At 65.9% G+C, this 12,968-nt stretch carries 9 protein-coding genes; 2 read left to right on the top strand and 7 right to left on the bottom strand.

Annotated elements, in window-relative coordinates; all coding sequences use genetic code 11:
- Positions 1-21: 21 nt before the first annotated feature.
- Positions 22-1,551 carry a YifB family Mg chelatase-like AAA ATPase gene (locus AC07FD_RS39190; RefSeq protein WP_478354162.1) on the top strand — a complete coding sequence of 510 codons (1,530 nt, stop codon included), beginning with the start codon at positions 22-24 and terminating at the stop codon, positions 1,549-1,551.
- 78 nt (positions 1,552-1,629) lie between these two features.
- On the opposite strand, the gene AC07FD_RS39185 is transcribed toward AC07FD_RS39190, so the two are convergent.
- The 7 genes from AC07FD_RS39185 to AC07FD_RS39155 form a co-directional block, all read right to left on the bottom strand.
- The gene (locus AC07FD_RS39185; protein WP_478354161.1) at positions 1,630-3,801 is read right to left on the bottom strand and encodes a malate synthase G; all 2,172 of its coding nucleotides are present in this window, start codon (positions 3,799-3,801) and stop codon (positions 1,630-1,632) included.
- Between the two features lie 230 nt (positions 3,802-4,031).
- Positions 4,032-6,074: a hydantoinase/oxoprolinase N-terminal domain-containing protein gene (locus tag AC07FD_RS39180; protein ID WP_478354160.1), complete on the bottom strand. Its 2,043-nt coding sequence runs from the start codon at positions 6,072-6,074 to the stop codon at positions 4,032-4,034.
- 269 nt (positions 6,075-6,343) lie between these two features.
- Positions 6,344-6,970 carry a CDGSH iron-sulfur domain-containing protein gene (locus AC07FD_RS39175; RefSeq protein ID WP_478354159.1) on the bottom strand — a complete coding sequence of 209 codons (627 nt, stop codon included), beginning with the start codon at positions 6,968-6,970 and terminating at the stop codon, positions 6,344-6,346.
- A 166-nt stretch (positions 6,971-7,136) separates the two neighbouring features.
- Positions 7,137-7,508, bottom strand: a complete 372-nt coding sequence (locus AC07FD_RS39170) for a hypothetical protein (protein ID WP_095083724.1) — start codon at positions 7,506-7,508, stop codon at positions 7,137-7,139.
- Positions 7,509-7,623: 115 nt separating this feature from the next.
- Positions 7,624-8,001 carry a hypothetical protein gene (locus tag AC07FD_RS39165; RefSeq protein ID WP_478354158.1) on the bottom strand — a complete coding sequence of 126 codons (378 nt, stop codon included), beginning with the start codon at positions 7,999-8,001 and terminating at the stop codon, positions 7,624-7,626.
- Between the two features lie 28 nt (positions 8,002-8,029).
- Entirely contained in the window at positions 8,030-9,514 is a 1,485-nt protein-coding gene (locus AC07FD_RS39160) for a pyridoxal phosphate-dependent decarboxylase family protein (protein WP_478354157.1), read from the bottom strand.
- Between the two features lie 12 nt (positions 9,515-9,526).
- Complete coding sequence (locus AC07FD_RS39155; RefSeq protein ID WP_478354156.1) at positions 9,527-10,615, bottom strand: PLP-dependent cysteine synthase family protein; 1,089 nt, start codon at positions 10,613-10,615, stop codon at positions 9,527-9,529.
- 215 nt (positions 10,616-10,830) lie between these two features.
- Between AC07FD_RS39155 and AC07FD_RS39150 the strand changes: the two genes are divergently transcribed.
- Positions 10,831-12,855, top strand: a complete 2,025-nt coding sequence (locus tag AC07FD_RS39150; RefSeq protein ID WP_478354155.1) for a transcriptional regulator — start codon at positions 10,831-10,833, stop codon at positions 12,853-12,855.
- The last annotated feature ends 113 nt before the right edge of the window (positions 12,856-12,968 follow it).

Genomic DNA, 12,968 nt, shown 5'->3' with positions numbered 1-12,968 from the left:
CGAACTATCCGGGGGCATAAAATGGTGGCGCGGGTTCGCACGGTCGCTTTCCAGGGCATCGAGGCCGTGCCGGTCGACGTGCAGGTGATGATCGCGCCCGGCAAGGTCAACATGCATATCGTCGGCCTGGCCGACAAGGCGGTGGCCGAAAGCCGCGAGCGGGTGCAAGCGGCACTGCATGCGTCGGGCCTGTCGATGCCGTCGAAGAAGGTCACCGTCAATCTTGCCCCGGCCGACCTGCCCAAGGAGGGCAGCCATTACGACCTGCCGATCGCACTTGGCCTGATGGCGGCGCTCGGCGCCATTCCGGGCGACATGCTGGCCGGCTACGTCGTGCTTGGCGAATTGTCGCTCGACGGCACAATTGCCGCGGTGGCCGGCGCGTTGCCAGCGGCAATCGGCGCCAACGCCGAGGGCAAGGGCCTGATCTGCCCGTTCGCCTGCGGGCCGGAAGCGGCCTGGGCCGGCAAGGATTTTGACATTCTGGCACCACGCAGCCTGATTGCGATCGCCAATCATTTCCGCGGCACGCAGGTGCTGTCGCGCCCCGAAGCCGGCATCCACGCCTCGGCGCGCGACCTGCCCGACCTTGCCGACATCAAGGGCCAGGAGACCGCCAAGCGGGCGCTGGAAGTGGCCGCCGCCGGCGGGCACAACCTTTTGATGATCGGGCCGCCTGGATCGGGCAAGTCGATGCTGGCGCAGCGGCTGCCGTCGATCCTGCCGCCGCTGGCGCCGAAGGAATTGCTGGAAGTCTCGATGATCGCCTCGGTGGCGGGAGAACTCGGCGAAGGCAAGCTGACCGACCGGCGGCCGTTCCGCGCGCCGCACCATTCGGCCTCGATGGCGGCGATGGTCGGGGGCGGCATCCGCGCCCGGCCGGGCGAAGTGTCGCTCGCCCATCACGGCGTACTGTTCCTCGACGAGTTTCCCGAATTCACGCCGCAGACGCTCGATGCACTGCGCCAGCCGCTGGAGACCGGCGACTGCATGATCGCGCGCGCCAACCATCGGGTCACCTATCCGGCGCGCATCCAGCTGGTCGCGGCGATGAACCCGTGCCGCTGCGGCATGGCGGGTGAGCCGGGCTATCGCTGCCTGCGCGGCGAACGCTGCCGCACCGATTATCAGGCGCGCATCTCGGGCCCGCTGCTCGACCGCATCGATCTCAGGATCGAGGTACCGGCGGTGTCGGCCAGCGACCTGATCCGGCCCGACCGGGCGGAGAAGAGTGCTTCCGTGGCGCTGCGCGTGGCACGGGCCCGCACCATCCAGCGCGAACGTTTCGAACGGCTCGGCGTCAGCGCCACGACCAACGCGCATTGCGCGCCGGCGGTCATCGAGGAGATCGCCATGCCTGATGCCGCCGGCCTGTCGCTGCTCAAGGACGCGAGCGAAAAGCTCGCCTTTTCAGCGCGGGCCTATCATCGCGTGCTGAAAGTGGCGCGCACACTGGCCGATCTCGACGCCAGCGAAACCGTCGGCCGCATCCATCTGGCCGAGGCGATTTCCTACCGCATGAGTTCGGAGCGCGTGGCGCAGGCGGCGTGACGCCTTCCTCGCCCTTAGTCTAAAGGGCTGGAAACGCAAGCGGCGGCACCTTGCCCTTGGCTCTAATGAAACTTCGGCTCAGTCCGAGGCGCGTGCCTTCAGTTCCAGCCGCCGCGCGTGCAGCACCGGCTCGGTGTAGCCGTTGGGCTGGATCCGGCCCTTGAAGACCAGGTCGCAGGCGGCCTGGAAGGCGATGGAGTTGTCGAAGTCGGCCGCCATAGGCTGATAGAGCGGGTCGCCGACATTCTGCAGGTCGACGATGGCCGCCATGCGCCGCAGGGAATCCATCACCTGGATGCGCGAGCAGACGTCGTGGTGCAGCCAGTTGGCGATGTGCTGCGAGGAAATGCGCAGCGTGGCGCGGTCCTCCATCAGTCCGACATCGTTGATATCTGGCACTTTCGAACAGCCGACGCCCTGGTCGATCCAGCGCACGACATAGCCCAGGATGCCTTGCGCGTTGTTGTCGAGCTCACGCTGGATCTCGTCGGGAGTCCAGTTCGGGCGCACCGCGACCGGCACGGACAGGATATCGTCGAGCTTGGCCTTGGGCCGGTTCTTCAGCGCCGCCTGCACGGCGCGGACATCGACCTTGTGGTAGTGCGTTGCATGCAGTGTCGCCGCCGTCGGCGACGGCACCCAGGCGGTGTTGGCGCCGGCCTTGGGGTGGGCGATCTTCTGTTCCAGCATCGCCGCCATCAAATCCGGCATCGCCCACATGCCCTTGCCGATCTGTGCGTGGCCGGCCAGCCCGCATTCGAGCCCGGTGTCGACATTCCAGGCCTCGTAGGCGGAAATCCAGGCGGCCTGCTTCATGTCGCCCTTGCGGATCATCGGGCCGGCTTCCATCGAGGTGTGGATCTCGTCGCCGGTGCGGTCGAGGAAGCCGGTGTTGATGAACACCACTCGTTCCCTGGCGGCGCGGATGGCCTCCTTGAGGTTGACGGTGGTGCGCCGCTCCTCGTCCATGATGCCCATCTTGATGGTGTTCTTCGCCATGCCGAGCAGGGCTTCGACGCGGTCGAATATCTCGACGGCGAAGGCGACTTCCTCCGGCCCGTGCATCTTGGGCTTCACGACATACATCGAGCCGGCGCGGGAGTTGGCGCGGCGACCCTTCGGCGCGACATCGTGCAGCGCGATCAACGCCGTCATCGCCGCATCCATGATGCCTTCCGGCACCTCGCTGCCGTCGCGATCAAGGATCGCCGGATTGGTCATCAGGTGGCCGACATTGCGGACCAGCATCAGCGAGCGGCCTGGCACGGTCAGCGTGCCGCCGGCGGGCGCGGTGTAGGCGCGGTCGGGGTTGAGCTTGCGAACAAAACTCTTGCCGCCCTTGGTGATCTCTTCCGCCAGATCGCCCTTCATCAGGCCGAGCCAGTTGCGATAGACGACGACCTTGTCCTCGGCGTCGACGGCGGCGACCGAATCCTCGCAGTCCTGGATGGTGGTCAGCGCCGATTCCAGGATGACATCGGCGATGCCTGCCGGATCTGTCCTGCCGATCTGGTTGTTGCGGTCAATGACGATCTCGATATGCAGGCCGTTCCTGACCAGCAGCACCGCATCGGGATTGGCGGCATCGCCGCGATAGCCGGCGAATTGCCTGGGGTTGGCCAGCGTGGTCGAGCCGGCGCCGGCGCTCAACCGCAAGGCGCCTTGCGCCAGCGACAGGCCGTTCACGCCGGCCCATTTGCCAGAGGTGAGCGGGGCAGCCTCATCGAGAAAGTTCTTCGTCCAGGCAACGACCCTGGCGCCGCGCACTGGATTGAAGCTTTTGCCTTTCCCGGCGCCGTCGGTTTCGGGAATGGCATCGGTGCCATAGAGCGCATCGTAGAGCGAGCCCCATCGCGCATTGGCGGCGTTGAGTGCGTAGCGGGCATTCATCACCGGCACGACCAGCTGCGGGCCGGCAACTACTGCGATTTCGGGATCGACATTTTCAGTGGACACGCTGAAGGCCGGCCCCTCGGGGACGAGATAGCCGATCTCCTTCAGGAAGGTCTTGTAGGCCTCCATGTTGATGGGCGCGCCATGGTCGCGATACCAGCCGTCGAGCTTCTCCTGCATGGCGTCGCGTTTTGCCAGCAGCGCCCGGTTCTTCGGCGCCAGGTCATGGACAATAACTGAGAAGCCGTTCCAGAAGTCGGCCGCTTCGATGCCGGTGCCGGGCAGCACCTCGCCAGCCACAAAATCATGCAGCTCGCGGGCAATCCGCAATCCGGCGATCTCGATGCGATCGGTCATCAGGCTTCTCCAGATGAAAGGCTTTGCGGGCCTTTGGCATGTCAGGTTTGCCGGGTCAATTCAGCTTAGGGTGAAGGGCGAGCATTTACATCGCTTCATACGGCGTGCGCGATTCAGGTCAGGCCGAGTCGAAAATGGTGGTTTCCGAGAACCGGAGCGGAGCGTACTTTTGGGTACGTGAGCACCGGAAGTGCAGGACGCCGCCATTTGCAGGCCGGCCTGACCTGAATCTACACCGCAATCCTTGGCCTTCCCGAGGCCACCGCCACGACATGCGCCTCGATGAACATGCGCTGGGCTTCGACGGTCGAGACGCGGAATTCGGTCGCGACGTCGATCTCGGCACTGTCGGTGCCGGCATCCCTGGCGCGCTGGGCGACGATGGCGCGGACATCGGCTTCGGCTGCCGCGATCGCCGCCGCCTCGTCGAGGAAATCGCGCACGGTTTCACCCGAGGCAAGTCGAAACAGGCCTTCCTTGGGCTGGCTGACCCGGGCCTCGGCCGAAACCCTGACCTGGCCGACGACGGCGCCGAGCGCGTTGGCGACGTCGGTGTCCTCCGGCACCACGCACTCATTGCCGATCAGCGGCGGCAGGCCGGCATAGTGCAGCGGTGCGGAAGCGCCGAGGCCGATGACGGGGCGGTCGAGCGCGACGCTCAGCCGGGCAATGCCGGGGTGCGAATCGACGGCGCGCTGCACCAGCGCATGCGCTACAGTCGATGCGCCATCGAGCCCGTCCTCGGCGAAGGCGGTTTCGAGGATGTATTCCGCCGACCAGCGTGTCAGCGTCACCAGCACGCGCTCCGAGATCACCTCCGGCGATGCGGCGATGGGCTGGCCACGGCCGTCGCGCTTGCGCGCGAACAGTTCGGCGCCGAGGCGGGCGGCGGCCGGATCCCAGTTCGCCTGCTTGCCCAGCACATGGGCGGCGTCCGATGGCGTGAAGCCGGCGACGTGCACCAGCCCGCGCGACACCAGCCGGTTCAAGGTCGCGTTCTGCGCGTTGGAGGTCAAAAGCCTGTCGACGGCTAGCGGCACGGCCCCAATCGCCTCGTAGAGCCGAGCTTCGGCGCCGGTCAGTCCAGCGGCAAGCCGGTCCGGCACACCGGTGCGCACTGCAAAGCGGCCGTCCATGCGGCCGGGATTGGGCGCCCGCAATTGCCGTTCGAGTTCCGCGGTGACGGCGGCGCCATGGGCCATCCCCGCCAGCGCCAAGGGCACCAGGCGGCGGGGCCCGAGCAGGATTTTCGGGTTGAGCGCGCCATCCTCCAGCGCCACTTCGGAATCGCCGCCGAGGCCGAAGGTGCGCATGGCGACGGCCTCGACCATGGTGCGGAAGCCGCCGACGGTGGCGCCTTCCGGGTCGAGTCGCGGCCGGCCCTTGTCGAGCACGGCGACGTCGGTGGTGGTGCCGCCGATGTCGGACACCATGGCATTGTCGAGCCCGGTCATGTGGCGGGCGCCGACCAGGCTTGCGGCGGGGCCGGACAGGATGGTCTCGATCGGCCGCTGGCGGGCAAACGCCGCCGACACGAGCGCACCGTCGCCGCGCACCACCATCAGGGGCGCGGCGATGTTGCGTTGTTCGAGAAAGCCTTCGGTTGCCGCCACCAGCCGGTCGATCATCGAGATCAGCCGGGCGTTGAGCAGCGTCGTCAGCGCCCGGCGCGGACCGCCGAGCTTGGCCGACAGCTCATGGCTTGATGTGACCGGCAGGCCGGTCTTTTCGCGGATCAGCTCGCGGGTGGCGATCTCGTGCGCCGGATTGCGGGTGGCGAAATAAGCGCAAACGGCAAAACCGGAGACCGACACGCCGAGTTCCGGCAGCGCTGCCTCGAGCCCCGACAGGTCGAGCTTGGCCGCATTGCCATGCACGTCGTGGCCGCCGGGGCAGAACACCACCGGGTCTGTGCCGAGTGCAGCCTTCAGCCCGTCACGGGCGAGGTCGGCCTCCGAAAAGCCGATCATCACCAACGCCACGCGGCCGCCCTGGCCCTCGACCAGCGCGTTGGTAGCAAGCGTCGTCGACATCGAGACCAGTTTGATCGCGGTCGGATCGGTGCCGGCCTTCTGCAGCACTGCATCGACCGCGCCGGAAATGCCGACGGCCAGGTCATGCCGCGTGGTCAGCGCCTTCGCCTTGGCCAGCACCTTGCCCTTGTTCGGCCCCTCTTGCTTACCTTCCGTTTCAGACCACAGTACCGCATCGGTGTAGGTGCCGCCGGTGTCGATCCCGAGGAACAGCGGCTTTGGCTTGGTCTTGGCGGTCATTTCTGATGGTCGTCCGGCTGGGTAAATTTTGTTTCCCTGCCCTTAGCCGATACGGGGCGGCCGATAAAGACGCGAGCGCTGGGCCACGGTGGAGTTCGATCTCCCCCCACAAGGGGATTGGCAGTTCCGCTAAGGTGTCGAGATTCAGGTCAGGCCGAGCCGAAAATGGTGGCTTCCGAGAACCGGAGTGGAGCGTACTTTTCGTACGTGAGCACCGGAAGCGCAGGAAGCCGCCGTTTGCAGGCCGGCCTCACCTGAATATCGACACCTTAGCCCACAAACCCAACCTTCTTGTGTGTGCCATCGCAAAACGGCTTGTTGGCCGAGTGGCCGCAGCGGCACAGGAAGGTGACTGTCGTGCGGTCGACGGTGTGGCCGGTGCCGGTGACGATCTCCAGATTGCCCTCGAGCTTGAGCGGGCCGTTTTTCGTCGGAGTGACCTTGAGCGGACCGTCGCGCTTTTCCAGCGCCGGCGTGTCCTTCAGCGGCGGCTCGCCGGTGGCGGTGAAACCTGATTTGTTGTGGCTGCCGTCGCAGAACGGCTTGTTTTCCGAAGCGCCGCAGCGGCAGAGCGTGGCTCGATAGAATGTCTCGCCGTCGAGCACGATCTCGGCATGCACGGCCAGCGGACCGTTTTCCCGCAGGCGCACAGTGTTGACCACCGGCGGCTGTTCCTGCGGCCCGCCGTCCTTCCTGATGTAGGTGATGGCGCCAGAGGGGCAGCTTTCGGCGATGGCGACGATCTTCTCGACGCTGGCCGCCTCGGGATGGATCCACTGCCCCGGCGCGTTGGGCACGAAAACATGCGGATCGCCGAGCACGCAGTTGCGCGAATGAATGCAGCGCTTGCCGGAGAACCCGACGTCGATCTTGTCGCTTTCGACCATACCGGCCATGGCTACGCTCCTTGTTGCCTGAAGCGCATCGCATCCATACGGACAGACGCGGCGCGCTTTATTTGTGCAGGCAATGTTTTAACGCAATTCCCGTCGGAACCGCTTCACACTTTTTCCGGAATTGCTCTACGGCTCCAGCAGGAAAACCGTCAAGCTGGCAAACCGGTCAAGGGACCAGATCGATTTCCTCGGTCTCGCCGCCGCTGCAGGTATAGCAGCAGTCCTCGCATTTTTCCTTGTTGCCGGGGCCGACGCCCCAATAGGTCTCCTCGTCGCCGTCGACCCAGGCGCCGTAACAGATCGATTCCCCTTCGTTGCAGGATATCGGCAAGGACTTGGTCTCGCCGTCATTGAGGTAGAAATCCTGGTTGTTGCCCGGCCAGACATAGTCGCGGTCCTGGCTGTAAAGCTCGAGGCGCATGGCATTGGGATGGCTGTTCTTGATGGCAAAGGTAACGTCACCGGCATGTGCCGACGGCACGACCAGCATGACGAGAGACAGCGCGGCCAGCGTGCGGCGCGCATAGGCATGAAACATGGTAACCCCCTGGAAAGACACGGCCTACCCGGCCGCGGGGTGACCATGGCACGCCGTGCGCGGCCGCTAAAGGGACGATTGCAACAATTCCGGACTGATTTTGGGGATATCGGAACTAAGGTACCAGATCGATCGTCTCGGTCGTGTGTTCCACGCAGATGAAGCAGCAGGTGTCGCAGGGCTGGTCGTTATCCGGCCCGACGCCGGCGGAGATGCTGTCGTTGCCGTTGACCCAGGCGCCGTAGCAGATGTGTTCGCCCTGATTGCAGGAGAGCGGCACCGATTTCTGCGAACCGGGATCGATCAGGAACACCTGATCGTTGCCCGGCCAGACCGTTTCGCGGTCGCGGCTGAACAGCTCGACCGCAACCGCTTCCTTGCGCAGGTTCTTGACGAAGAAGGCCATCTCGGCAGCCTCGGCCGAGGTGGTGAAGACCAAGGCAGCAAATGCAGCCATGCGAAACAGCGTCACGGTCTCGATCTCCCGAATCATGGCGCCAGAATCGCATGCCTGCCGGGAACTAGAAAGACGCAGGGTGCTCCGCCGCGATCTGCCGCCCCAGCCTCGTCACTTGAAGCACCAGAAGGTCGAGATCCTCGCGCCGGGTGCGGTGGTTGGTGATCGCCACCCGCAGCCAGTGCTGGCCATGTACGGTGGTGTCGGAGAGTGCTGCAATGCCCTCTTCCTGCAGCCGCAGCATGATTTCGGTGTTGAGCGCCTTCGGCGCCTCGCCGGCGAGGCCCGGCTGATAGCGGAAGCAGACGATGTTGATGGTCGGCAATGCTGCCAGCTCCAGTTCCGGCTCGGCCTCGATCAGCCCGGCGAGGTAACCCGCCTGCGCAATATTCTGGTCGATCAGACGTCCGAACTTGTCGGCGCCATGCTCCTTCAGCGCCATCCACACCTTGAGCGCGCGAAAGCCGCGCGACGTCTGCAGGCCGTAGTCGTTCAGCCATTCGCCGGAGGCGAGACCGCGCGGGGTCGATTCCAGGTATTCCGGCGTCACCGCGAAGGTCTTGCGATGCGCGACGGCATCCCTGACCAGGGCACAGCCGACCTCGAATGGCGCGTGCAGCCATTTGTGCGGATCGAGCGCGACCGAATCGGCCCATTCGATGCCGGCGACGCGATGGGCATTTTCGGGTGCAATGGCGATCAGCGCGCCGATGCAGCCGTCGACATGGAACCAGAGGTCTTCCTCATGCGCCAGTTTGGCTAGCGCCCGCAGATCATCGATCGCCCCGGTGTTGACCGTGCCGGCCGTGCCGATGACGCAGGCCGGCTTGAATCCGGCCGCGCGGTCCTCGGCGATCGCGGCGCGCAAGGCGGCGATGTCGATGCGCAAGCCGGCATCGGTCGGGATGCGGCGCAGCGCGCGGTTGCCGAGGCCGAGCGCTTCCATCGCCTTGCGGTGGCAGGAATGGATCTGGTCCGAGCCATAGAAGCGCAACGGCTTCTCGATGGCGGCAACGCCATGCTCGCGCACGTCGATGCCGGCCTTGACGTTGCGCGCCACGGTCAGCCCGATGATGTTGGCCATCGAGCCGCCGCTGACCAGCGTGCCGCCGGCGGAAGCCGGAAAACCCAGCATCTGCTTGCACCAGTTCACCACCTGGCTGTCCATCAGCCCGGCGGCGTGGTTGCCGCCGCCGAGATTGGAGCCCTGGATTGCCGCCAGAAAGTCGCCGAGCGCGCCCGTGAAGTTGCTCGACCCCATGTACCAGGACCAGAAGCGCGGATGGATGTTGCCCATCGGGTAGGACATCACGCTCCGCGAGACCTCGCCATAGACCGCGGCAAGGGGCGACGGCGATCGCGGCAGGGGTGTTGCGAAGACATCCCTCACATCCGCCGGCATCTCCCGCCATACCGGGCGGTCGCGCACATCGCGCAGGTAATCGACCGCATCGTCGATGACCTGGTGCGACAGGGCCTGCACATCGGCCCAGTCCCGGGGGTCAAGCGTTTCCTCGGTCACGCCAAGGGTTTCTTGCGCCATGTCCATGATGGGTCTCCGTCAAGCCGCCGGGAACTGGCAGCCGGGCGTCGAGCGCGACAGAGCGATCTCGTCGGCATCCATCTCGGCCTCGATGCCGTCGAACAGTGGCGTCGACATGTAGCGTTCGCCAGTGTCGGGCAACATGCACAGGATGACCGCGCCGGCGGGCGCCCGTTCGGCGACCTGCCGCGCCACCGCGAAGGTGGCGCCGCCGGAAATGCCGGTGAAGATGCCCTCCTGGCGTGCCAGCGCCTTGGCCCATTTGATGCCCTCGGGCCCGGCAACCGGCATCACCTCGTCATAGAGGCTGGCGTCGATCGCTTCCTGCAGCACGTTGGGGATGAAGTCCGGCGTCCAGCCCTGAATCGGGTGCGGCTCAAAGGCCGGGTGGGTGGCGGCGGGAGCGCCATCGGCAGCGCGCTGCTGTGCCTTGCCGCTGCCGATGAGCTGCGCATTGGCCGGCTCGGAGAGCACGATGCGTGTCTCCGGCCGTTCCCGGCGCAGCACGCGCGCCACGCCGACGACCGTGCCGCCGGTGCCATAGCCGGTGACGAAGCCGTCGAGCCGCGAACCGGCAAAATCATTGATGATCTCGCGCGCCGTGGTCGCCTCGTGGATGGCGGCATTGGCCGCCGTCTCGAACTGGCGGGCGAGGAACCAGCCATTGGCCTCAGCCAGTTCCACCGCCTTCTTGTACATGCCAAAACCCTTCTCGGCGCGCGGCGTCAGCACCACCTTGGCGCCCAGCATGCGCATCAGCTTGCGGCGCTCGACGGAAAAACTGTCGGCCATGGTGACGACCAGCGGATAGCCCTTCTGCGCGCAGACCATGGCCAGCCCGATGCCGGTGTTACCGCTGGTCGCCTCGACCACCGTCTGGCCCGGCTTCAGCGCGCCGCTGCGCTCGCCCGCCTCGATGATGTTGAGCGCCAGGCGGTCCTTCACCGAGGCGCCCGGATTGAAGAATTCGGCCTTCACATAGATCGTCGCATGGGCCGGTCCGAGATTGTTGATACGCACCACCGGCGTGTCGCCGACGGTGTCGAGAATGCTGTCGAACAGGCGGCCGCGGCCGGCGGTGGTCCTGATTTTCTGCTTCTGCAACATATTTTTATCTCCTCGATCGTTTGCCATCACAAGCCGGTTACAAACCGGCGGGTTGGGCGGCGAGGTTTCGAGACCTTGCCGCGCTAGGACAGACATGCCGGCATTGCGGCAATGGCGGCTTCCGGCGCGGAAGTTCGCCGCCGGATGCGCTTTGTCGGTTTCGGTGATACAGCAAGGGCCGACAGGCCAGCGTGGGAGCAGGCGTGGAAACGCACGTGGAATCCACCCGATCGAGACTGGACGGCCAAGCGACCGGCCTATCCGTGCGCCTGCTTGGAACGTTGACGATCTCCCGCAATGGCGTTGCGGTGGCGCTGCCGGCCTCACGCAAGCTGCGCGCGCTGTTTGCCTATCTGGCGCTGGCGCCGCACGCCGTCGGCCGTAGTCGCCTGTGCGAGCTGTTGTGGGACGTGCCCAACGATCCCCGCGGCGAGCTGCGCTGGTGCCTCAGCAAACTGCGCGGCGCGCTCGACGAGCCGGATCGGCGCCGTGTCTCCACGCAAGGCGACACGGTCGCGCTTGACCTCAGCGATTGCCTGGTCGATGCGCTGGAGGTCAGCCGCGCTGCGGAGCAAGGGATCGGCACCCTCGATGCGGAGCGGCTAGGGGCGCTGGCCAAACTGTTCGCCGACGATTTCCTCGACGGGCTGGAGCTCGAACGCAGCCCGCATTTCAACAGCTGGCTGGTCGCTCAACGCCGCCGTTTTCACTCATGCCACGTCGCCGTGCTGGAGCATCTTGTCGCAAACCATCCGGCTGACACACCGGATGTGTCCGCGCATCTCGACAAATGGGTCGAGCTGGCGCCGTTCGACACGCGCGCGCATCTGGCGTTGCTGGCCAATCTGGCGGAGCACGGTGAGATTGGCGCGGCCGAGCAGCATCTGGCGGCGGCAGAACAGTTGTTTCAGTCGGAGGCGATCGATTTCGGACCGGTCAGTGCCGCCTGGCGGGCGATGCGTGAGCAACGGCCAGCCGTCTCGCAGCGGGCGCCGCCGGCCGGCCTGTCCGCGGTATCGCAATTGGTCGCCGCACCCGGCGATACCGGCCCGGTCGAGCCGAACCATGCTTCGCTGGCCGTCATGCCGTTTGTCGAGGAGACCGGCGGGGCGCGCGGTGGGCTTGCCGACGGCTTTACCCACGACATCATCACGCGCCTGGCGAAGCTCAGGGATTTCTTCGTCATCGCGCGCGGATCGGTGTTTGCGCTAGCCGAGAAGAACATCGCACCCGAGGATGCCGGCCGCCGGCTGAATGTCGACTATGTCGCCACCGGCACGGTGCGCAGCCCGCGCGGCCGCCTCATTGTCAGCGTCGAACTCATCGAGGTGCGCACGGCCAGGATCGTCTGGGCCGAGACGTTCGAGCGCCGGTCCGACGACATCTTCGGCTTGCTCGACGATATCGGCAACAGCATCGTCTCGTCGATCTCGGCCGAGATCGAAACGGTCGAGCGCAACCGCGCCATGCTCAAGGCGCCCAATTCGCTCAACGCCTGGGAGGCCTATCATCGCGGCCTCTGGCACATGTACCGCTTCACCCAGGCCGAAAACGAGCAGGCGAGGCATTTCTTCGACATGGCCCTGCGGCTCGATCCGACCTTTGCCCGCGCCTATGCCGGCCTGTCCTTCACGCATTGGCAGAACGCCTTCCAGCGCTGGGGCGACCGCGACCGGGAAAGCGCCCTGGCCTTCGAGAGCGCCGGCCACAGCCTGCTGGTCGACGACCACAATCCGGCCGCGCATTGGGCTATGGGCCGGGCGCTGTGGCTGCGCGGCGAACAGGACGGTTCGCTGCTCGAATTGGAACGGGCGGTGGACCTCAGCCCAAACTTCGCGCTTGGCCATTACGCGCTGTCCTTCGTCCACTCGCAGTCGGGCGACCCGCAGGCGGCGATCGGCTCGTCCGACCATTCGCGCCATCTCAGCCCGTTCGACCCGCTGCTGTTCGGCATGCTGGGGGCGCGGGCGATGGCGCATGTCCGGCTCGGCCAGTTCGAGGAGGCGGCCGAATGGGCGCTGAAGGCAGCGGCACGACCCAACGCGCACGCCATCATCCTGGCGATCGCCGCACACTGCCTGGCGCTGGCGGGCCGGCTTGACGAGGCGCAGGGCTTTGCCGCCGCCATCCGCAAGACCTTGCCGAATTATTCAAGCGACGATTTCATCGGCACCTTCCGCTTCGATCCGGATGCCGCGGCACTGTTCCGGCAAGGCGCCAGACGCCTCGGGCTGGGCTGAAGCCGGGGATCACGACCAGGAACTTCGCCTCAATTCCGCCGGGTTAACAAAGTCGGAAGGAGTTGCTTAACCGTTCCCGGCTATGTCACGCCCGGGGGGTCTGACAAAGTGAG

It is taken from the genome of Mesorhizobium waitakense (assembly GCF_056431085.1).
The sequence above is the reverse complement of the archived record's forward strand: the minus strand, read 5'-3'. Positions and strand labels throughout refer to the sequence as shown.